Here is a 19,150-nt window from a genome sequence, read left to right on the forward strand (position 1 = left end):
ATGCCGCCGCCGCTATTTCATTGACTACACATAAAGACTTCTTTATATCCTTATCCGACTTTGAAACATGAAAGCCAATCCGATGACGACGACCAACCCGATCGATGCGCTGCTGGCTGAAAAGGGCGTGCTGCTGGCCGATGGCGCCACCGGCACCAACCTGTTCGCCATGGGGCTGGAGGCCGGCGAGGCGCCCGAGCTGCTGAACGAGACGGCGCCCGACACCATCACCAGCCTGCATCAGAATTTCGTCGATGCCGGTGCCGACATCATCCTCACCAATTCCTTCGGCGGCACCCGTCACCGGCTGAAGCTGCATCATGCGCAGGATCGCGTGCACGCGCTCAACAAGCGAGCTGCCGAAATCGCCCGCGCCGTTGCCGACAAGGCCGGCCGCAAGGTGATCGTCGCCGGCTCGGTCGGCCCGACCGGCGAATTGCTGGTGCCGCTTGGTGCCCTGACCTATGACGAGGCGGTCGACGCCTTCGCCGAGCAGATCGAGGGTCTCAAGGCCGGCGGCGCCGAAGTCGCCTGGATCGAGACCATGTCGGCTCCCGACGAGATTCGCGCCGCCGCCGAAGCCGCCATACGCGTCGGCCTGCCCTACACCTACACCGGGTCCTTCGACACCGCCGGCCGCACCATGATGGGGCTGCTGCCGAAGGATATCCACGGAGTCGTTGATGGCCTTTCCGAAGCGCCGCTTGGCGTCGGCGCCAATTGCGGTGTCGGTGCGTCCGACATCCTCGCTTCGCTACTCGACATGACCGAGGCGAAGCCGGCGGCTACCGTGATCGTCAAGGGCAATTGCGGCATCCCCGAATTCCGCGGCACCGAAATCCACTATTCCGGCACGCCGGAACTGATGGCCGACTATGTGCGCCTTGCCGTCGATGCCGGCGCGAAAATCGTCGGCGGCTGCTGCGGCACCACGTTCCAGCACCTTGCCGCCATGCGCAAGGCGCTCGACACGCACACCAAGGCGGATCGCCCGACTGTTGCCGCGATTGTCGAGCGCATCGGTCCGATGCGCAACAAGGTGGCGACGGAAAACACCGCCGAGACCAGCGAAGCCCGTCGCGAGCGTCGCCGCGGCCGGGCCTGACGCGATTCGTCCTTTCGATTATTCGCTGTTGTCGGCGTAGCTCGACTGCGCCGACTTGAAGTCGGTACCCGCACCGACCGCATCGCTGCGCATCGTCATCAGCGTGCCGGAAGCGCTCGGGTCGGTGATCTGCTCCAGCATGACGCGAAAGCGGTCGTTGTTCAGCGCCGACATGGCGGTGTTGCGGGCAGCGGCAACATCGTCGCTGATACGCCTGGTTTCCTCGGACGGCGCGGACGAGGCAGCCGATATGCCCCTTGCAGTCGGCGTCGGGCTCGCAACATTCCTGATCAGCAATTCCGGCCCCCTCAAGCCCAAACCATGAGCTATTGCATAGCAAGCAGGAATTGCGATCCAGTTCCGGAAAAACCGTGCAATTTAACGATCCTGCCCATAGCCCCGAAACTACGGGGCCGCGTCAGCGAACGTCGGCAACGATTTTTTCTGACCTCGATTCGGAAAACGGGCGCGCAAAGCGCTCGATGCACACATTCGGCGTATGGACCACCCTTGGCTGCGATCGTCGAACGAAACCAGCCAATCCCGCCGCGAGCACCGGCGTGGATGCGGCTAAATCAACGGAGGAAAAAGCTTCCGCAAGAACCCGTGGAACCAGGCAGCTTGCGCGGCGTCGTGCAGGCTCATGAGCCGATCCTGTTCCTCGCGCGTCTGTGCACCCGGCTTGCCATAGTTCGCGCCCGGGCGATTTTGCACGCGCCCAAAACCGGTCGGCGTGACCTCCGCATGGAATTGCAGTCCGTAGATCTTGTCGCCGATGCGGAAAGCCTGATTGGGGAACAGGGCGCTCGAGGCGAGATGCTCGGCGCCGTCCGGCAGTTCAAAGCCATGCCAATGGGATTGTGTCACATGGATCGGCGCAGGCAGGAAATCTTCGGCGCCCGCGGCCGGATAGAGTGGATAATAGCCGAATTCATGCATGCCGGTCGCTGGCGGGCCAACATGCGCGCCGCGATGCCACGCAATCTGCTGCGCACCCTGGCAGATACCGAGCAACGGAATGTCGGAATTCATGCAGAAGTCGATAAACCGGTACTCGTCCAGCAAGAATGGATGCAGCGCTGTATCGTAGACGTTGTACATGCCGCCATAGACCACGCCGCCCGCGACCGCGTCGTCCGCATCCAGCGCCTCTCCGGCATAGGCCCGACGCAACACCGGCTCGTAGCCGTTTTGTCGGAGATAGGCGAAAACACGGTCGTCCGCCGGCTCGTCGCTGTGCCGCACCAGAATAACACGTCTCGTCATGGCTCTCCCTTTCATCTTGCCGATGAATGAGTGACGGCAGGCCGCGTTGCAACGAAAAAAGGCCGGCAAGGGAATGAATCCCTCGCCGGCCTGCCTCACCCGCCCGTGGGTCGGTTTCCCCTATCAGAACGATCCCATCTGAAAGAAACCGGCCGTCATCACCACTACCGATTACCGCCCAGCGCCGAGGCAAGGCGCACAAGCGAGAGGAACTCGGACCTGTACCCAAACGGGTCGGCTCCTCGAGCGGCAGTGGCGATCTCCATGATCTTGTCGTAACCGAACTTCGCGGTCGCATCCTCGTCGCGCAGCTTCTGGCCGAAGGCCGCGACAGCAACCGAGAACCGCTGGTCGGTGCTGGCTTGATCGAAGGACGCCACCTCGTTGGCCGACGTCACCGGCGTGGTGATCAGCTTCGAGACGTCCTCGTTCGGCAGCTTGTAGCGGATCTTGACGAAGGCATATTCGTCCGCATTGGCGACGCCGCCATTGTTCACCGCCGCCTGGCCATAGCGCAGCGGATCGATCTGCTCGCCGCCGCTGCCCTTGGGCGTGATTTCGTAGATCGCGGTGACCGAGTGGCCGGAACCGATCTCGCCGGCATCCACGCGGTCATTGTTGAAATCCTCGCGGTTCAACGCCCGCGTCTCGTAGCCGATCAGGCGATATTCCGAGACCTTGTTCGGATTGAACTCGACCTGGATCTTCACGTCCTTGGCGATGGTGAACAGCGTCGAGGAGGCATCCTCGACCAGCACCTTTTCCGCCTCGGCCAGCGTGTCGATATAGGCTGCGGTGCCATTGCCGTTCTGGGCGATTGTTTGCATCATCTGGTCGTTCAGATTGCCGCGGCCGAAGCCGAACACCGACAGGAAGACGCCGGTCTTGCGCTCGCTGTCGATCAGCCGCTTCAGGTCGTCATCATCGGTCTGTCCGACATTGAAGTCGCCATCGGTGGCCAGCATCACCCGGTTGACGCCGTCCTTGACGAAGGACTGCTGGGCAAGCCTGTAGGCCTCCTTGATGCCGGCCTCGCCGGCGGTCGAGCCGCCAGGCTGCAAATTGTCGATGGCGTTGAGGATCTTGTCCTTCTCGGCAACCTTGGTCGGCATCAGCACGGTGCCGGCGTCACCGGCATAGGTGACGATCGAGATCGTGTCGTCGGCCTTCAGCTTGCTCACCAGCAGCCGGAACGCCGATTTGAGCAGCGGCAGCTTGTCGGGCTCATCCATGGAGCCCGAGACGTCGATCAGGAAGACCAGGTTGGCCTTGGGCTGCTCGGCCGGCTTGATATCGAACCCCTTGATGGCGACGTGCATCAGCCTGGTGTGCGTGTTCCACGGCGTCGGCATGACGCTGACTGTCGAGTTGAACGGCGTCGAAGCGGAATCCGGCCCCTTCCAGTCATAGGGGAAGTAGTTGATCATCTCCTCGACGCGGACGGTGTCGGCCTGCGGCACGAACCCCTCCTTCAGCGAACGGCGCACGAAGGAATAGGAGGCAGTGTCGACATCGATCGAGAAGGTCGAGACCGGATCCTCGAGCGCGGCATGCACCGGATTGGTCTTGAAATCCTGGACGCGGTCGCGGTTTTCCTCTTGGCGGACAACCTGATCGGCCGGCGCCATGGCCGGCTGCTGCGGCGCCATCAGCTTGGACTCGGCAGCCGGCATGCGGGCGACCCGCGACGTGCTGGGCGCACTCGTCGTGCCATCGAGCGCAAACCCACCAGTCGGGGCAGGCGTGGGCGCCTGCTTATTGGTCTGCAAAGTGCCGTATTCTGTTTCGTTGATTTTCGCCGGAGCATCGGCTTTCGGCGGCGAAGCTGGCGCGAGCAGCGCGTCAGCAGCGTCGCGGCTTTCCGCGTCCGTTTCGGCCTTCTTGTCCTTCGCCAGTTCGGTGGGAGCCGTCTTCGGTTCGGCGGTTGTCGGCTTGATGGTCGCGGGCTTGTCGGCCAGCGTCTCGGTGATCTTCTCGTCGCCGTCGAATTTGAGCGGCTGTTCCCTCAGCAGATGGAAGGTGGCGTATCCGGCGATCGGCAGGGCGACGAGCCCGGCAATGGCCCGCGTGGCGAAAAGTTTCTTTTGCATGATCTCGCTCCAGAGCTTTTGTGCTCGCTCTGTGAGACGAAGACCGCCAACCGATCCTTGGGTAACTGTCGAAATATTTTCCTGGTCGAAAGCGCGCAGCGCGGCGTCGAAGGCACGTGCCTTCGCGCTTTCGCCCGGCGCCGGTGCCGAGATATTGCGCAGCTTGCTGAGTTCGTTGTCGTCGACCATGGTCACACTTCCCCGGCCGAGCGCATCAGCGCCTTCAGCCGTTTCTTCGCTTCATGGATGTGCCAGGAAACCGTCGTCTCCGAGATCGCCATCGCCTCGGCGGCGGCCGCATGGCTCAAGCCCTCCCCATAGACCAAAAGCACGGCATCGCGCTGCTTGTCCGGCAATTGCCGCACCGCCGCCCACAGCGCCTCAACCGGATCTTCCGGTTCGGCCGAAGTCTCGCCCGAGATCAGCGCGTGAACGCCGTAGGCCTCGGTCTTGGCCATGTCGCGGGCGGATTTGCGCATCATGTCGCGCGCGGCGTTCAAGGTCACGGAGTAGAGCCATGTCGTGAAAGCGCCGCCGCCACGATAGTCGCGGATCGCCCGGCCGAGCCGGACGCAGACTTCCTGGGCGATGTCCTCGGCATCGGCCTTCTTGCCGCACCAGCGATAGGCGGCGCGATAGACGAAGTCGTAGTGACGCTCCAGCAATTTGCCGAAGGCCCCCCTGTCTCCGCCCTTCGCCCGCCCGATCAGTTCGGCGTCGGAGGCTTCGCTCTCATCCAGCATCATCGCCATCATTTGCCTGTTGGACGAAGGCTAATGGTGATTCCTTGGGGCGTTGGAAAGATTTTTTTAGAAACAGCCGGGATCCTGACCATCGACGCCCAGCGACGTTCCTGCTTGACTTAAACATATCTCGATGGTTATACGTCAATCAATAGCCAGAGAGTTATCGATCCCAAATGACGAACGCGCACGATATGCTCTTCAGAACGCTCGCCGATCCCACGCGCCGGGCGATCTTCGAGCGCCTGTGCCGGGAGGGCGAGCAGACTGTCGGAGCCCTGACAGCGCAGTCCGGGGTCTCGCAGCCGGCGGTGTCAAAGCATCTCGGCCTTCTCAGGCAAGCCGGCCTCGTGCGCGACCGCCATGAGGGACGACAGACCCATTACAGCGCCCAGCTCGCCGCGCTGGCACCGCTGACCGACTGGACGAACCAGATGAACGCGTTCTGGCAGAGCCGGTTCGACGACCTCGAAAATTTGCTCAAAAGAATGGACCAATGACCAACACTGCGACCGAAACGCGCTCCGTCATTGTCGAACGTGAGATACCCTATCCGCCGGAAAAGATCTGGCGCGCGCTCACCCAACCGCACCTGATCGAGGAGTGGCTCATGAAGAACAACTTCAAGCCAGTCGTGGACCACCGTTTCAATCTTAGCGCGGACTGGGGCGGCGTCGACTGTCAGGTCCAGACGGTCGAGCCCAACAAGACGCTGTCCTACACCTGGGACACCAAGGATCTCGAGAGCGTGGTCACCTGGACGCTCACGGCTACGAGCACGGGAACCCACCTGCGCATGGAACAGACCGGCTTCCGGTCGGATCAGCAGCCATACTACCGCGGCGCCACTGTCGGATGGCCGAGGTTCCTCGCAGCCCTGGAAGAGGCCCTGGCGCGGATAGATTGAAACCCGCCGGCAAGCGGATCGCTGGTCCGCTTCGGCTCGTTTTGACGGGAGGTCTCATTGGACTGGAACTATTGGGTTCGGCAAATTCATCGCTGGCTGTCGATCATCTTTACGCTGACCGTCATTACCAACTTCGTCGCCATGGCATTGGGGCAGCCTCCCGCCTGGGTGGTCTACTCGCCGCTCTTGCCGCTGTTCTTGCTGCTGTTCAGCGGCCTGTACATGTTCGTGCTGCCGTATGTCGCCAAGGGACGCGGCGCGCAGCGTGCAAGCGGATAGGAATGGGCGGAATGGTCAGGACGCAAGGGCAATCGACCAAGGTCGCGGCCAAGGCCGCACCGGTCCTGCTCTCGGGCGGCAACCCGCAAATCGCCAAGGGGGACGGCGACGCCCCGGTGCAGGCGTATATCGCCGCAATGCCGGGCTGGAAGCGCGGCCTGGGCGAGCGCCTCGACGCGCTCATCGAGCGGAACGTGCCTGCCCTACGCAAGGCGGTAAGATGGAACTCGCCGTTCTACGGCATCGAGGGCCAGGGCTGGTTCGTGACGTTTCATGTCTTTACCCGCTACGTGAAGGTGACCTTCTTCAGCGGCATGTCGCTGCGGCCGATACCGCCAGGCGGCACGGTGAAAAGCAAGGACGCGCGCTGGATCGACATCCACGAAGGCGAGCTCGACGAGGCGCAAATGGCGGTCTGGGTCAAGCAGGCGGTCGCGCTGCCCGGCTGGATTCCATAGCGACGGCAGGAACAGGCCTATCGGGCGCCAAGCGCATCGCGGCCTGGTGCGGATGTTGGCGCGGACCGGTTGAAAGCCTGACGACACAGTTCAAATCCCGCCCCTCCAGACAGGGCGGCACCGAACGCGACAAAGGAGAAATATCGATGAAGATCAAGCTGACCACTATCCATGTGGACAACCAGGAAAACGCACTGCGCTTCTACACCGACGTGCTGGGCTTCACCAAAAAGGCTGATTTCAGCAACGGGCCCTATCGCTGGCTGACCGTGACCTCCCCCGATGATCCCGATGGAACAGAGCTGCAGCTCGCGCTCAATGACAACCCGGCCGCCAAGGCCTATCAGGAAGCCATCTTCAAGCAGGACCAGCCGGCGGTCATGTTCTTCACCGACGACATCAAAGGCGACTATGAGCGCACCAAGGCGAGCGGCGCCGCCTTCACCATGCCGCCGACCGAGGTGACCGGCTCGACCATCGCCCAGTTGAACGACACCTGCGGCAACCTTGTCCAAATCACCCAGTTGGCGCGCTGGTGACGGGCGGCAATCGAAACGCGGCGAGACACAGGAATTCGAGGTGCCCAATGACTCCATCGGAACAGATCGACCAGTTGATTGCAGGACTGACGGATTGGCGCGGCAAGACGCTCGCCAGCGTCCGCAAGATCTTCCTTGAAGCCGACCCGGAGATCATCGAGGAGTGGAAGTGGATGGGCAGCCCGGTATGGTCCCGCGACGGGATCGTCGCGATCGGCAACGCCCACAAAGACAAGGTGAAGCTCACCTTTTCCCATGGCGCCAGCTTGCCCGATCCCGACAAGCTGTTCAACAACGGCTTTGGCGGCAAGGTGTGGCGAGCGATCGATCTTTTCGAGGGTGACAAGCTCGATGAGGGTGCTCTGAAAGAGCTCGTCCGTGCCGCCATCGATTACAACAAGGCCAAAACGAAGAAGAAAGCGCCAGCGTCTGCTCGGGCGAACGTACAGAAGTAACGAGATCAAGCGCGCGACGACGGAGCCAAGGCGACGGCCAACCCAGGTGGGTGCTTTGACCTTACGCCGCCTGCCCCGCCACCCAGCCCGACGACCACGCCCACTGGAAATTATAGCCACCCAGCCAACCCGTGACATCGACGGCTTCACCGATGAAGAACAGGCCCGGCACGGATTTCGCCTGCATTGTCTTCTGGTCAAGCCCGTTGGTGTCCACCCCGCCAAGCGTCACTTCGGCGGTGCGGTAGCCCTCCGAACCGGCCGGCTTGATGCGCCAGTCGTTGACTGCTACTGCGACGGTTCTGATCTGGGCGTCCGAAAGATCGGCGAGGTTGCCGTCGATTCCGGTGCGCTCGGCGATTGATTGTGCAAGCCGTTTCGGCAGATGATTTGCCAGCACCGTCTGCACCGCTTGCCGCCCATTGCCGTGCTTGGCGGTGCGAATGAGGTCAGCCACATCGACCCCCGGCAGCATGGCGATACGGATTTCGTCGCCCTCCCGCCAGTAAGACGAGATTTGCAGGATGGATGGTCCGCTGACGCCGCGATGCGTGAACAGCATCGCTTCTGAAAACCGCGCCTTGCCGCAAGCGACTTCCGCGTCGACAGCATTGCCGGCCAATGGCGCCAGCCGTTCGAGCGTTTTTGCGTCGAAGGTCAGCGGTACCAGCGCCGGCCGCGTTTCGACAACGGCAAGGCCAAACCGTTCGGCGAGCTCATAGCCAAAGCCCGTCGCCCCCATCTTGGGGATCGACTTGCCGCCGCACGCCACGACCAGGGACTGACAAGCGATCGTGCCGGTGGAGAGAGTGAGCACGAACCCTTCCGGGGTTTTGCGGACATCCTTCACCGCGGTTGACAGTACCAGCTCCACGCCCCTGCCCTGCATTTCCGAGACCAGCATGTCGATGATCTGGCGCGCGGAGCCGTCACAGAACAGTTGCCCCAGCGTCTTCTCGTGATAGGCAATGCGGTGGCGGTCGACGAGCGCGATGAAGTCGCGCTGCGTATAGCGGCTGAGCGCCGAAATGCAGAAATGCGGATTCGCCGACAGAAAATTCCTGGGGCTGGCGTGGATGTTGGTGAAGTTGCACCGCCCACCGCCGGAGATCCGGATCTTTTCGCCAGGCATCGCGGCGTGATCGAGGATCAGCACCGAACGGCCGCGCTTGGCCGCCTCCGCGGCGCACATCATTCCGGCGGCGCCGGCGCCGATGATCACGACATCATAGGATTGCATAAGACTAATCGTTCCCGCTCGACCCACTCATTTTGGGGCGCGCCACTTGTGCTGCCTGATACCGCGAACAGGCCGGACAGCCAACAGACAAGAACAGCCGAACGAAGGGCTCTAGCTCAGCGTCTCGGCGAAGAGCGTCGTCAATCGCTTCCAGTGGCGCTCGGCGCCGGTCGCATCGAAGACGCTGTGGTCCGGCACGCACCAGCCATGCGCCATGCCGACATAGTTCTCGATTGTGTGGTCGACTTCCGCAACCCGCAGCGCCTCGGCCAGTCGCGCCGACTGTTCCGGCGGGAAACTCCTGTCGACACCCGCCGTGCCGACATAGAGACGCGCCTTGATCGACGCTGCCTTGCGATGCGGGCTGTCGGCGGCGTCGCTGGCCAGATTGCCGCCATGGAAGCTCGCGGCCGCCCCTATCCTCTCGGGGTAGCTGGCGGCGGCGTTCAGTGACCGTGCGCCGCCCATGCAATAGCCGACGGTACCGATCGGCCCGGTGACACCTTCGCCGGCGAGCGCATCGAGGAACGCGGCGCTGTCGCGGATGGTCATGTCCTGCGTGGTGCCGCTGACCAGTGCCATCAGTGCTGCCTTCGTCTTCTCCTCGGCGAAGGCAGTCTTGGCGTCAAACGGCCCGTAGGGCGCATTGCGGTAGAACAGGTCCGGCACCAGCACCGCATAGCCCTCGTTCGCCAGCCGCTCGGCCATGCCATGGAGCGCCGGCCGAGGACCGAAGGCGTCCATGTAGAGGATGACGCCGGCCATGGCCGGGGACACGACTGACGGGCGAAACAGCCCGGCCTTTGCCGTGCCGTCATTGGTCTTGATCTGGAGGTCCTGTTTCGTCATCGCCCGCTCCGTTCACCGGTTGGGCGATACATATCCGCGCGAGCCGCCAGGGCAAGGCGTTCCCTGAACCTGGCAGTCAACATTTCGTGCAAGGTCGCGTGACGAGTTACAGACCGGCGAATGCCGCCATGTGGAAGGCCTGGACCTCGGGGGGATAGCGATAGTCCGCGCCGTAAGGGCAGGCATTGCGGTCGAGACAGCCGCCGGTTCGGCAAGGCGCCCCGTCCGCACCACGCACATGTGCCAGACAGGCCTGATGCGCAAAGCCGTCGGCCGAATAGGCATCGACCGGACAGGATTTCAGGCAAGGCTTGTCGGCACATGCATCGCAAAGGTGAATCGCTTCGCGAGCTTCTTGAAGTGCGATCGCTTCCTCGAACAGCAGCGCGCCACGATAGGCGTGCCAGAGCCCATATTGCGGATGCATCAGGATACCGAGTGGCGACGGCTTCAGCCCCTCCGCCCGCATCGCCCATTGCTGGAACGGCAGATAAGGCTTGTCGGAGGGCGAGACCGCCCGCGCTCCGAATGTGTCCGCGACGGCGCCAATGACCTGCCGCGACCAGCTGTCCAGCGGATTGTCGATCACCTGTGGCTGCTGCTCGCGCCAGCGCAGGAAATGCGGCCAGGGAGTTGTACCCGCCTGCCCCACCAGCAGGACGGACCTGGCCGGCGCGCCAGAGGGGCCATGTGGAGCCTCCTCGCCATCCGTGAAAGTAAAGCCGCCGCGAAGGATGAGGCCGTTGGCGCAAAGCGCGGCCGCCAGATCTTCAACCCGGCCGCGCACAGCAATCATTCCTTCTTGACCGGATCGGAGAAAGCGCTCCGCCAGACTTCCTTGTGGATGATGTTGGCGACTTTAGCCCCGCCTGACTCGGGCTCCTTTCAAGTGAAGGCGTCGGGCATCGATCCCTTCTTCTTGGCGATGAAGTCCTTCAACGCTTCGTCGATGGCCGGATCGAGATATGGCGCCTCGTAGCTTTCCAGCCAGCGGCGTGCGAGCTCGTTGGCGCGCTGCGGCGCGGTCTTCTCGCCCTCGGCCAGCCACTGCTCGTAGGAATTGTTGTCGGCGATGTTGGAACGGTAGAAGGCGGTCTGGAAATTGGCCTGGGTGTGGTCGCAGCCGAGATAATGGCTGCCCGGGCCGACCTGGCGGATGGCGTCCATCGCCTGGCCGTTTTCCGACAGGTCGATGCCTTCGGAGAACTTCTGCGTCATGCCGAGCTGGTCGATGTCCATCATGAACTTCTCGTAGCAGGACGCCAGCCCACCCTCGAGCCAGCCGGCCGAGTGGAGGACGAAATTGGTGCCCGCCAGGATGGTCGAGTTCAGCGTGTTGGCGCTTTCATAAGCCGCCTGCGCATCCGGGATCTTCGAGGCGCACAGCGAGCCGCCGGTGCGGAACGGCAGGCCGACGCGGCGCGCAAGCTGTGCCGCGCCATAGGACACCAGCGACGGCTCCGGCGTGCCGAAGGTCGGCGCACCGGACTGCATCGAGATGGAGGAAGCAAAGGTGCCGAACAGCACCGGTGCACCCGGGCGGATCAGCTGCGTGAACGACGCGCCGGCCAGCACCTCGGCCAGGACCTGCGTCAGCGTGCCGGCAACCGTCACCGGGCTCATCGCGCCGGCAAGGATGAACGGCGTGACGATGCAGGCCTGGTTGTGGCGCGCATAGACCTTCAGCGCGCCAAGCATGGTCTCGTCGAACACCATCGGCGAGTTGGCGTTGATCAGGCTGGTCAGCACAGTGTTGTTCTCGACGAAATCGTCGCCGAACACGATCTTGGCCATCGCCACCGTATCCTCGGCGCGCTCCGGCGCCGTCACCGACCCCATGAACGGCTTGTCCGAATACTTTATGTGCGAATAGATCATGTCGAGATGGCGCTTGTTGACCGGCACGTCGACCGGTTCGCACACCGTGCCACCGGAATGGTGGATCGACGGCGCCATGTAGGCGAGCTTCACGAAATTCTGGAAATCCTCGATCGTCGCGTAGCGCCTGACGCCATCGAGGTCGCGCACGAAGGGCGGGCCGTAGACCGGTGCGAAGACAGTGGCGTTGCCGCCGATCTGCACCGAGCGTTCGGAATTGCGGGCATGCTGGGTGTAGATGGGCGGCGCGGTCTTGAGCAGCGAGCGGCAGAGACCCTTGGGAAAATGCACGCGCTCGCCCTTGACGTCGGCGCCGGCTTCTTTCCACAGCTGCAGCGCTTCCGCATCGTCGCGGAAGATGATGCCGATCTCTTCCAGCACCGTATCGGTGTTCTTCTCGATCAGCGCCAGGCCTTCCTCGTCGAGCACCTCATAAACGTTGATCTTGCGCTTGATGTAGGTGAGCTGGGTGCCGGGACCGCCACCCGAACGCGCCGCACGCCGGGCGGCAGCCCCACCGCTTGCGCCGCGTCCGCGCCGCGCGTTTGACGCCTCTTGGTCGACTGCCGCGTGCTCGCTCATGATCGCTCTTCCCTGAATATCGCCTGGCCCGAATATGGACAGGTCCGGAACCGTTGCGGCCGCATATCGCCGCTGCTTGCCGGATCGTAGCCATGCACCCTATTCGAAACGGCCCGTCAGCGCCAACGCCTGTCGCAAAATCGACAAGAAATCCAATAGATTTGCGGTCGCTTTCCTTTTGCGGGAAGTCGCAAATCAGCTATGGATGCATGCCCCTAGCGGGTTAGGTATGAACGCGAATATTTTGTGCTTTGCGACACGGTCGCGATGCCGGCAGGAGCTCGATACAAATGTCCGACGACGAGATCATCCTTTCCGAACTTTCCGACGACGAGTTGGTGCAGCAGATGCACGACGATCTTTATGACGGGCTGAAGGAAGAGATCGAGGAAGGCACGCAGATCCTGCTCGAGCGCGGCTGGGTGCCCTACAAGGTGCTGACCGAGGCGCTGGTCGAAGGCATGCGCATCGTCGGCGAGGATTTTCGCGACGGCATCCTGTTCGTGCCGGAAGTGCTGCTTTCGGCCAACGCCATGAAGGCCGGCATGTTCATCCTGCGCCCGCTGCTTGCCGCCACCGGCGCGCCCAAGCAGGGCAAGATGGTGATCGGCACCGTCAAGGGCGACATCCACGATATCGGCAAGAACCTCGTCGGCATGATGATGGAGGGTGCGGGCTTCGACGTCATCGACCTCGGCATCAACAATGCGGTCGAAAAATATCTCGATGCGATCGAGCAGCATCAGCCCGACATCATCGGCATGTCGGCACTGCTGACCACCACCATGCCCTACATGAAGGTCGTCATCGACACGATGAAGGAAAAGGGCATCCGCGACGACTATGTCGTGCTGGTCGGCGGCGCGCCTCTCAACGAGGAATTCGGCAAGGCCGTCGGCGCCGACGCCTATTGCCGCGACGCCGCGGTGGCGGTCGAGACCGCCAAGGACTACATGAAGCGCAAGCACAACGTGCGCGCGTCAGCCTGACCCAAGGCCATCAGGATGGACCGACAAGAAAAGCCGCGCCTTGCAGCGCGGCTTTTTTGTTCCCAGATGATGGTCGAGGCTGCCGATCAGTTGGCGACAGTGTCCTTGACCGCCCTGGCTGTCGATTTGACGTCCTTGCCGACGCCGCGGACGGTGTTCGCGCAAGCCGTTAGGGCCAGAACACTGGCAAGAATGGCAATCGGTGCGATGCGTAACGGTTTCATGGACGGTGTCTCCCTCAATAGATAAATTAGCCCCACAGCAACGAAGGCCGGCTTGACTGGTTCCATGGCCAAAACACTGAAAACGAAACCGAATCAAGGCGACAGGCTGCTTGTCATCGCCTGCGGGATGATTGCGCGTGAAGTTTTGGCCGTCAAGGAACAGCTCGGGCTGGATCATCTCGAATTGACCTGCCTGCCGGCGGAATTCCATTTCTATCCGGACCGCATCGCGCCGGCCATGGACAAGGCCATCGAAAAGGCCAAGGCCGAGGGCTACGAACACATCTTCGTCGGCTATGCCGATTGCGGAACCGGCGGCCTGCTCGACCGTATCTGCGAGAAGCACGGCGTTGAGCGCATGGCCGGCCCGCATTGCTTCGCCTTCTATCAAGGCATGGAGGCCTATGCGAGGGTCGCCGATGGCGACATGATGTCCTTCTATATGACCGACTTCCTGTGCCGCCAGTTCGACGCCTTTTTCATGAAGCCGCTCGGCCTCGACAAGCACCCGGAGCTGATCAAGGACTATTTCGGCAACTATGAGAAGCTGATCTATCTGGCCCAGACCGACGATCCGGAGCTCGACAAGGTCGCCGAAAAGGCCGCCAAAATGCTCGGCCTCGTCTATGAACGCCGCGCGACCGGCTATGGCGACCTGACGGCCGGAATGGCGCAGGCCGCGGCGCATTCCTGACGCGCGCGGACTAGGCCCTGCCCTCCTCGCCCGCAATCCCGGCAAGCACATCGGCAAAGCTCGTCTTGCAGACAAAACCCAGCCTGTCCCTCGCTCGCGACGCGTCGTAGACCCGATCGATGGAGGAAAACATCGTCCAGCCTTTTCGCGCGTAGAGCGCCGGAAATTCGGGAAAATAGCGTGCAACAACCGACGGCGCGTCGGCGATCAGTGCCGCGCAGTCATTGGGCCGGAATGGCGTCGGCGCCGAAACGATGAAAGTGTCGAAACCGAGCCGCGGCGCTTTTTCGAGAGCAAGGATGTGGGCATCGGCCGCGTCCTCCACCGTCAACCGGCGGAACAGCAATTCATTGGCCTTGGTGTTGGCATCCGACTGCTCGATCACATGCGCCATGTCATCGGCTTCGGGAAAGAAGCGGGCCGTGCGCAACACCACCACCGGCAGCCCATGCTGGATGTGATAGAGGCGGCAGAGATGCTCGGCTGAGAGCTTGGTGACGCCGTAGATGTTGCGCGGCTCGGGCGTCATCTCCTCCGTCAGCCAGGCCGCCTTGCGCGCACCGCCTGTCAATCCGTCGCGTATCGCTTGCGAAATCATCAGCGAGGTCGTCGAGGTGAAGACGAAGCGCTGCACGCCGGCCGCCACCGCGGCATCGAGAAGGTTGAGCGTGCCTTGCACATTGGTGGCGACGAAATCGCTGTAGGCGCGGTTCTCGATATTCGGCTTGTGCAGCGCGCCACTGTGGATGACCGCGTCGATCCGGTTGTCGCGGACCGTGCGCATGACAAGGTCGCGGTCCGCGATCGAACCGACAATGTGGGTCTCCACCGATGGCACGGGATCGAGGCCGGTGACATCGTGACCAAGCTCGCGCAGGCGCGGCGCCAGCGCGCTACCCAGCCAACCCGACGACCCCGTGAGCAAGATTCGCATTCGACACACCATGATTTTTGACCGTACGCTGTTAAGCACGGATGACAGACGCCACCGACCCGGTAAGTTGTGCGCCAGCTGAGTGGCGACGCTGCTCCGGACATCAACAGGGAGGCCTGCCATGACCCTTCGCCCGCTCTCCGCCCTTGTCGGCCTGCTCTGCTGCACCCTGCCCACGCTCGCCGACGGCGAGGTGCAGAAACTCATCACCGCCGCAGACAAGGCACGGCTCGACAAATATGGCGAGACGCGCAAGGCGGCTCTTGCCGAGGCCAGAGCGGGCAACCCTGCCGAGGTCAAGCAGCTCGATGCCTTGCTGGCGAAGCCGCTGGTGTCCTTTTCCGACAAGGACCTGACCGGCAACTGGCAATGCCGCACCATCAAGGCCGGCGGACTTTCCCCGCTCGTCATCTACGGGTGGTTCAAATGCAAGGTAACGGATGACGGTTCCGGCTGGCGGCTGGAAAAGATCAGCGGCTCGCAGCGCACCAAGGGCCGCTTCTTCGACGACGGCGAGAAACGGGCGATCTATCTCGGCTCAGCCTATGTCAACAATGATCCGGCAAAGCCCTATGGCAGTGGCCCGCAAACCGACCAGGTCGGCTACGCCTTCCGCAACAGCGCCAAGGAATGGCGTATTGAATTTCCCGCGCCCTACTACGAATCCAAGCTCGATATCATCGAATTCAAGCGCTGACCCGGCCATCGAAAGCCTGATCATCAAGGATTAACCCGGACGCCCTAGCATCGCGCCAGCCAAGGCCGGTACCGGCCGCATCTTGTCCAGCGGTGCGTCGCGAACCATGGAACCCCCGAAATCCAATATTGTCGTCGTCACCGAAGGTGGGCCGCACATCTGGGCGATCATCAACGCCATCGCCGACCGGTTGGGACCTATCAGCGTCATCCTCGAAACACCTGAATCCAAAAAACAATTGCTGCTCAGGCGCGCCCGCCGCCAAGGCTGGATTTCCGCTATTGGCCAATTGGGCACGATGGTGCTGACGCGCCTGGGAAAGCACTTCTTCGCCGGCCACGCCGCGCGGATGATCGCTGAGCAGAAGTTGCAGACCGAACCAAAGCCGGGCCAGTCGATCATCCCTGTTGCGTCGGCCAATGCGCCGGAATGCCTGGAGGCGATCGCAAGACTCCAGCCGGGCGTCGTGCTTCTCGCCGGTTGCCGCATGCTGACACGGGAAACGCTGTCGAAAATCCCTTGCACCGTCATCAATTACCATGCCGGAATCACGCCCAAATATCGCGGCATGAACGGCGGCTACTGGGCGCTGGTGAGCGATGACGCGGAGAATTTTGGCACCACCGTGCTGCTTGTCGATGCGGGCGTCGACACCGGCGGCGTGCTGCGGCAGACGCGCGGCAAGCCCGAACGCGGCGACAGCATTTCGAGCTACGCGCTGCGGCAGGCGGCGTTCTCGCGCGACATCTGCATCGAAGCGATCAGCGACGTACTGGCCGGGAAACTCGCCACCATCGACACGGACCTGCCGTCGCGACAATGGTATCATCCGACGATCTGGTTTTATCTCTGGACAGGCTTGAGAACCGGCATCTGGTGACGGGTTTTTCGCCCGAAACCCAGGGCCGAGCGCCGGCTTTCTTGGCGCGTCGAACCCGCCGCCGGCACAAGCCGCAAACGAATAAACGCGCCTTTCATTTTACGACATCCAAATGCGTCGCTTTTGAATGCGCGCGCGTCGTCCCATAACAAGCAGCCTCACAGCGCATGCGGCAATGCTCGATCCACTGCATCGGCCCGAAAATCGGAGTCGATCTTCGGAAAGCACGATGCAGCAGAGTAAAGTGGTAGAGCGTCCTTTGTGCATCCAATTGGACGCACGGCGCTCTACAGGAGTGAGAATTCATGGCCGATCTGATCGTCGTCTACTGGCGCGACATCCCCGCCCAGGTCATCGTCAAGAAGGGCCGGCAGAACGCCAAGCGCGAACTGCCGCTACGCTTCACCGAGGCGATCGACATGTGCGCCATGCGCACCGGCGCAGGCGGCACCGACGACTATCTGGCCGAGTGGCGCAAGGCCGATCCTGTTCCTGTCGGTGACGACCTCGAAGCCGAGGTCGAAAAGGCCTTTCAGGACCTCGACACGAAATACGACCGCGAGCGGCTGGTCGCTCTCGTCAAAGCCGGCGGGAAAGAAAATGTCTGAAACCACCCCTGCCAAGGATGGCCCGACAGTTACGCAGGCCACTCTTAACAAGAAGGCAGCCCCGAAATCCGACTACAAGCCGGCCGATGTGTCGCCGCAGCGGCGCGTTCAGCGTTCCTTCGCGGTGCGGCTCTGGTCGGTGCGGCATTCGAAGCTGCTCGAATGGTTCTATGCCAAATTCGCCGACACGTTCCTGCTGCTCCATCCCTTGTGGAAAGGCCTCGGCTATAACAGGGTCGAGGGGCCGATCAAATTCGTCGAGAAGCGCGTCAAGGGCTTCATGTTCGACTGCCGCATGTGCGGCCAGTGCATTCTGTCCTCGACTGGCATGTCGTGCCCGATGAACTGCCCCAAGCAATTGCGCAACGGCCCTTGCGGCGGCGTGCGCGCCAACGGCAATTGCGAGGTCGAGCCCGACATGCCCTGCGTCTGGGTCAAGGCCTGGGAAGGCTCTCAGAACATGGTGCATGGCGACAGGATCCTCACCGTGCAGAAGCCGGTCGACCAGTCGCTGCGTGAAACCTCGGCCTGGCTGCGGGTGACCGCGCAGGCGGCCGCCGCGCGCGAAGCCGCCGCCACCAAGACCGGGGCATCGGCATGATCGGACGCCAGCGCGACGAGAACCCGGCCGGCATCCACCTGCCGCTCGATCCCCTGCCCGGCCACACCTCGCGCGGCCGGCTGGAGCGCGTGCTTCGGCGTGGCGAGTTCGCGGTGACGACGGAGCTCAACCCACCCGACAGTGCCGATCCGGAAGACGTCTACAACCGCGCGAAAATCTTCGATGGATGGGTCGACGCCATCAACGCCGTCGATGCGTCGGGCGCCAACTGCCACATGTCGTCGGTCGGTATCTGCGCGTTGCTGACCCGCATGGGCTACGCGCCGATCATGCAGATCGCCTGCCGCGACAAGAACCGCATCGCCATCCAGGGCGACGTACTGGGTGGCGCGGCGATGGGCGTCGCCAACATGCTGTGCCTCACCGGCGACGGCGTGCAGGCCGGCGACCAGCCCGGCGCCAAGCCGGTTTTCGACCTCGACTGCATGTCGCTGCTCGAGACCTGCCGCATCATGCGCGACAACGGCAAGTTCCTGTCCGGCCGCAAGCTGACGACGCCGCCGCAGCTTTTCCTCGGCGCGGCGATCAATCCTTTCGCGCCGCCAATCGACTTCCGCCCGCATCGCCTGGGCAAGAAGATCGCCTCCGGCGCGCAATTCGTGCAGAGCCAGTACTGTTTCGACGTGCCGATGTTCCGCGCCTACATGCAGAAGGTTCGCGACCTCGGCTACACCGAACAGTGCTTCATCCTGTGCGGCGTCGGCCCGCTGGCCTCGGCCAAGACTGCCAAATGGATCCGCTCGAACGTGCCGGGCATCCACATCCCCGATTCGGTCATCAAGCGGCTGGAAGGCGCCCAGGACCAGAAGAAGGAAGGCAAGCAGCTCTGCATCGACATCATCAACGAGGTCAAGGAAACCCCCGGCGTTTCCGGCGTCCATGTGATGGCCTACCGCCAGGAGGAATATGTCGCCGAGATCGTCGATGAATCGGGCGTGCTCAAGGGCCGCCAGCCCTGGAAACGCGAAATCCGCCGCGACGATCAGCTTGTCGCCGACCGGCTCGACCACATACTGCACGATGAGATTACCGAAACCCAGGTGGACATGGTGAAGACCGCGCATTGATGGCGCAAACGGTCACCATTCGCTTGATCGAAATCAGATAACGA

24 protein-coding genes are annotated in these 19,150 nt (G+C 62.6%); 14 read left to right on the forward strand and 10 right to left on the reverse strand.

Annotation, left to right across the window (positions count from 1 at the left end; all coding sequences use genetic code 11):
- Positions 1-82: 82 nt before the first annotated feature.
- Positions 83-1,105: a betaine--homocysteine S-methyltransferase gene (gene bmt / locus BLS48_RS02975; RefSeq protein ID WP_167364932.1), complete on the forward strand. Its 1,023-nt coding sequence runs from the start codon at positions 83-85 to the stop codon at positions 1,103-1,105.
- A gap of 18 nt (positions 1,106-1,123) precedes the next feature.
- Here bmt and BLS48_RS35545 read toward each other — a convergent pair whose 3' ends face one another.
- The 4 genes from BLS48_RS35545 to BLS48_RS02995 all read right to left on the reverse strand — a co-directional run bounded on the left by BLS48_RS35545 (position 1,124) and on the right by BLS48_RS02995 (position 5,213).
- A complete protein-coding gene (locus BLS48_RS35545) occupies positions 1,124-1,402 on the reverse strand; it encodes a hypothetical protein (protein ID WP_167364917.1) in 279 nt (92 codons plus the stop codon).
- Positions 1,403-1,675: 273 nt separating this feature from the next.
- On the reverse strand, positions 1,676-2,440 hold the full coding sequence (locus tag BLS48_RS02985) for a glutamine amidotransferase-related protein (protein ID WP_244529495.1): 765 nt from the start codon (positions 2,438-2,440) through the stop codon (positions 1,676-1,678).
- A gap of 95 nt (positions 2,441-2,535) precedes the next feature.
- Positions 2,536-4,650 carry a vWA domain-containing protein gene (locus tag BLS48_RS02990; RefSeq protein WP_091575455.1) on the reverse strand — a complete coding sequence of 705 codons (2,115 nt, stop codon included), beginning with the start codon at positions 4,648-4,650 and terminating at the stop codon, positions 2,536-2,538.
- Between the two features lie 2 nt (positions 4,651-4,652).
- A complete protein-coding gene (locus BLS48_RS02995) occupies positions 4,653-5,213 on the reverse strand; it encodes an RNA polymerase sigma factor (protein WP_091575658.1) in 561 nt (186 codons plus the stop codon).
- Between the two features lie 167 nt (positions 5,214-5,380).
- On the opposite strand from BLS48_RS02995, the gene BLS48_RS03000 reads away from it, so the two are divergent.
- The 6 genes from BLS48_RS03000 to BLS48_RS03025 all read left to right on the forward strand — a co-directional run bounded on the left by BLS48_RS03000 (position 5,381) and on the right by BLS48_RS03025 (position 7,842).
- Positions 5,381-5,704, forward strand: coding sequence for an ArsR/SmtB family transcription factor (locus BLS48_RS03000; RefSeq protein WP_091575456.1), 324 nt, complete (start codon positions 5,381-5,383; stop codon positions 5,702-5,704).
- Positions 5,701-6,111 (forward strand): SRPBCC family protein, encoded by a 411-nt coding sequence (locus BLS48_RS03005; protein ID WP_091575458.1) that lies wholly within the window; start codon positions 5,701-5,703, stop codon positions 6,109-6,111. Before BLS48_RS03000 ends, BLS48_RS03005 begins: the two co-directional genes overlap by 4 nt.
- A 57-nt stretch (positions 6,112-6,168) precedes the next feature.
- Positions 6,169-6,390, forward strand: coding sequence for a hypothetical protein (locus tag BLS48_RS03010; protein WP_091575460.1), 222 nt, complete (start codon positions 6,169-6,171; stop codon positions 6,388-6,390).
- An 11-nt stretch (positions 6,391-6,401) separates the two neighbouring features.
- Entirely contained in the window at positions 6,402-6,848 is a 447-nt protein-coding gene (locus BLS48_RS03015) for a DUF1801 domain-containing protein (protein WP_091575462.1), read from the forward strand.
- Between the two features lie 146 nt (positions 6,849-6,994).
- Positions 6,995-7,387 (forward strand): VOC family protein, encoded by a 393-nt coding sequence (locus BLS48_RS03020; RefSeq protein WP_091575464.1) that lies wholly within the window; start codon positions 6,995-6,997, stop codon positions 7,385-7,387.
- 47 nt (positions 7,388-7,434) lie between these two features.
- Positions 7,435-7,842: a DUF1801 domain-containing protein gene (locus tag BLS48_RS03025; protein WP_091575466.1), complete on the forward strand. Its 408-nt coding sequence runs from the start codon at positions 7,435-7,437 to the stop codon at positions 7,840-7,842.
- A gap of 61 nt (positions 7,843-7,903) precedes the next feature.
- On the opposite strand, the gene BLS48_RS03030 is transcribed toward BLS48_RS03025, so the two are convergent.
- The 4 genes from BLS48_RS03030 to BLS48_RS03045 all read right to left on the reverse strand — a co-directional run bounded on the left by BLS48_RS03030 (position 7,904) and on the right by BLS48_RS03045 (position 12,391).
- Complete coding sequence (locus tag BLS48_RS03030; RefSeq protein WP_091575468.1) at positions 7,904-9,082, reverse strand: BaiN/RdsA family NAD(P)/FAD-dependent oxidoreductase; 1,179 nt, start codon at positions 9,080-9,082, stop codon at positions 7,904-7,906.
- A gap of 111 nt (positions 9,083-9,193) precedes the next feature.
- Positions 9,194-9,931 (reverse strand): dienelactone hydrolase family protein, encoded by a 738-nt coding sequence (locus BLS48_RS03035; protein ID WP_091575469.1) that lies wholly within the window; start codon positions 9,929-9,931, stop codon positions 9,194-9,196.
- Positions 9,932-10,037: 106 nt separating this feature from the next.
- Positions 10,038-10,718: a hypothetical protein gene (locus tag BLS48_RS03040; RefSeq protein WP_167364918.1), complete on the reverse strand. Its 681-nt coding sequence runs from the start codon at positions 10,716-10,718 to the stop codon at positions 10,038-10,040.
- 98 nt (positions 10,719-10,816) lie between these two features.
- Positions 10,817-12,391, reverse strand: a complete 1,575-nt coding sequence (locus tag BLS48_RS03045; protein WP_091575473.1) for a trimethylamine methyltransferase family protein — start codon at positions 12,389-12,391, stop codon at positions 10,817-10,819.
- Between the two features lie 290 nt (positions 12,392-12,681).
- Here BLS48_RS03045 and BLS48_RS03050 point away from each other — a divergent pair, with 290 nt between their 5' ends.
- Positions 12,682-13,380 carry a corrinoid protein gene (locus BLS48_RS03050; protein WP_091575474.1) on the forward strand — a complete coding sequence of 233 codons (699 nt, stop codon included), beginning with the start codon at positions 12,682-12,684 and terminating at the stop codon, positions 13,378-13,380.
- Positions 13,381-13,466: 86 nt separating this feature from the next.
- Here the strand turns inward: BLS48_RS03050 and BLS48_RS03055 are convergent, their stop codons facing one another.
- Positions 13,467-13,604 carry an entericidin A/B family lipoprotein gene (locus BLS48_RS03055; protein ID WP_091575659.1) on the reverse strand — a complete coding sequence of 46 codons (138 nt, stop codon included), beginning with the start codon at positions 13,602-13,604 and terminating at the stop codon, positions 13,467-13,469.
- A 64-nt stretch (positions 13,605-13,668) separates the two neighbouring features.
- Here BLS48_RS03055 and BLS48_RS03060 point away from each other — a divergent pair, with 64 nt between their 5' ends.
- Positions 13,669-14,298 carry a DUF1638 domain-containing protein gene (locus BLS48_RS03060; RefSeq protein ID WP_091575476.1) on the forward strand — a complete coding sequence of 210 codons (630 nt, stop codon included), beginning with the start codon at positions 13,669-13,671 and terminating at the stop codon, positions 14,296-14,298.
- A gap of 10 nt (positions 14,299-14,308) precedes the next feature.
- On the opposite strand, the gene BLS48_RS03065 is transcribed toward BLS48_RS03060, so the two are convergent.
- Positions 14,309-15,232, reverse strand: coding sequence for an NAD-dependent epimerase/dehydratase family protein (locus tag BLS48_RS03065; protein ID WP_091575477.1), 924 nt, complete (start codon positions 15,230-15,232; stop codon positions 14,309-14,311).
- 121 nt (positions 15,233-15,353) lie between these two features.
- On the opposite strand from BLS48_RS03065, the gene BLS48_RS03070 reads away from it, so the two are divergent.
- From BLS48_RS03070 to BLS48_RS03090, 5 genes are all read left to right on the forward strand, one after another.
- The gene (locus BLS48_RS03070) at positions 15,354-15,929 is read left to right on the forward strand and encodes a DUF4893 domain-containing protein (protein WP_091575479.1); all 576 of its coding nucleotides are present in this window, start codon (positions 15,354-15,356) and stop codon (positions 15,927-15,929) included.
- A gap of 106 nt (positions 15,930-16,035) precedes the next feature.
- Positions 16,036-16,809, forward strand: coding sequence for a formyl transferase (locus tag BLS48_RS03075; protein ID WP_091575480.1), 774 nt, complete (start codon positions 16,036-16,038; stop codon positions 16,807-16,809).
- Positions 16,810-17,114: 305 nt separating this feature from the next.
- On the forward strand, positions 17,115-17,417 hold the full coding sequence (locus tag BLS48_RS03080) for a virulence factor (protein WP_091575482.1): 303 nt from the start codon (positions 17,115-17,117) through the stop codon (positions 17,415-17,417).
- Positions 17,410-18,018: a methylenetetrahydrofolate reductase C-terminal domain-containing protein gene (locus BLS48_RS03085; RefSeq protein WP_091575484.1), complete on the forward strand. Its 609-nt coding sequence runs from the start codon at positions 17,410-17,412 to the stop codon at positions 18,016-18,018. The genes BLS48_RS03080 and BLS48_RS03085 overlap by 8 nt, the downstream gene beginning before the upstream one ends.
- Positions 18,015-19,106, forward strand: a complete 1,092-nt coding sequence (locus BLS48_RS03090) for a methylenetetrahydrofolate reductase (protein WP_091575485.1) — start codon at positions 18,015-18,017, stop codon at positions 19,104-19,106. Before BLS48_RS03085 ends, BLS48_RS03090 begins: the two co-directional genes overlap by 4 nt.
- Positions 19,107-19,150: the final 44 nt, after the last annotated feature.

Origin of the sequence: Mesorhizobium qingshengii, assembly GCF_900103325.1 — a bacterium.
Lineage (GTDB): Bacteria > Pseudomonadota > Alphaproteobacteria > Rhizobiales > Rhizobiaceae > Mesorhizobium > Mesorhizobium qingshengii.

What these genes read in the sequence shown, in the direction of transcription:
- bmt (WP_167364932.1), top strand. Translation starts at nt 83, where the DNA reads ATGACGACGACCAACCCGATCGATGCGCTGCTGGCTGAAAAGGGCGTG.
- BLS48_RS02990 (WP_091575455.1), bottom strand. Translation starts at nt 4,650, where the DNA reads ATGGTCGACGACAACGAACTCAGCAAGCTGCGCAATATCTCGGCACCG.
- BLS48_RS02995 (WP_091575658.1), bottom strand. Translation starts at nt 5,213, where the DNA reads ATGGCGATGATGCTGGATGAGAGCGAAGCCTCCGACGCCGAACTGATC.
- BLS48_RS03000 (WP_091575456.1), top strand. Translation starts at nt 5,381, where the DNA reads ATGACGAACGCGCACGATATGCTCTTCAGAACGCTCGCCGATCCCACG.
- BLS48_RS03005 (WP_091575458.1), top strand. Translation starts at nt 5,701, where the DNA reads ATGACCAACACTGCGACCGAAACGCGCTCCGTCATTGTCGAACGTGAG.
- BLS48_RS03015 (WP_091575462.1), top strand. Translation starts at nt 6,402, where the DNA reads ATGGTCAGGACGCAAGGGCAATCGACCAAGGTCGCGGCCAAGGCCGCA.
- BLS48_RS03020 (WP_091575464.1), top strand. Translation starts at nt 6,995, where the DNA reads ATGAAGATCAAGCTGACCACTATCCATGTGGACAACCAGGAAAACGCA.
- BLS48_RS03025 (WP_091575466.1), top strand. Translation starts at nt 7,435, where the DNA reads ATGACTCCATCGGAACAGATCGACCAGTTGATTGCAGGACTGACGGAT.
- BLS48_RS03030 (WP_091575468.1), bottom strand. Translation starts at nt 9,082, where the DNA reads ATGCAATCCTATGATGTCGTGATCATCGGCGCCGGCGCCGCCGGAATG.
- BLS48_RS03035 (WP_091575469.1), bottom strand. Translation starts at nt 9,931, where the DNA reads ATGACGAAACAGGACCTCCAGATCAAGACCAATGACGGCACGGCAAAG.
- BLS48_RS03045 (WP_091575473.1), bottom strand. Translation starts at nt 12,391, where the DNA reads ATGAGCGAGCACGCGGCAGTCGACCAAGAGGCGTCAAACGCGCGGCGC.
- BLS48_RS03050 (WP_091575474.1), top strand. Translation starts at nt 12,682, where the DNA reads ATGTCCGACGACGAGATCATCCTTTCCGAACTTTCCGACGACGAGTTG.
- BLS48_RS03055 (WP_091575659.1), bottom strand. Translation starts at nt 13,604, where the DNA reads ATGAAACCGTTACGCATCGCACCGATTGCCATTCTTGCCAGTGTTCTG.
- BLS48_RS03060 (WP_091575476.1), top strand. Translation starts at nt 13,669, where the DNA reads ATGGCCAAAACACTGAAAACGAAACCGAATCAAGGCGACAGGCTGCTT.
- BLS48_RS03065 (WP_091575477.1), bottom strand. Translation starts at nt 15,232, where the DNA reads ATGCGAATCTTGCTCACGGGGTCGTCGGGTTGGCTGGGTAGCGCGCTG.
- BLS48_RS03070 (WP_091575479.1), top strand. Translation starts at nt 15,354, where the DNA reads ATGACCCTTCGCCCGCTCTCCGCCCTTGTCGGCCTGCTCTGCTGCACC.
- BLS48_RS03075 (WP_091575480.1), top strand. Translation starts at nt 16,036, where the DNA reads ATGGAACCCCCGAAATCCAATATTGTCGTCGTCACCGAAGGTGGGCCG.
- BLS48_RS03080 (WP_091575482.1), top strand. Translation starts at nt 17,115, where the DNA reads ATGGCCGATCTGATCGTCGTCTACTGGCGCGACATCCCCGCCCAGGTC.
- BLS48_RS03085 (WP_091575484.1), top strand. Translation starts at nt 17,410, where the DNA reads ATGTCTGAAACCACCCCTGCCAAGGATGGCCCGACAGTTACGCAGGCC.
- BLS48_RS03090 (WP_091575485.1), top strand. Translation starts at nt 18,015, where the DNA reads ATGATCGGACGCCAGCGCGACGAGAACCCGGCCGGCATCCACCTGCCG.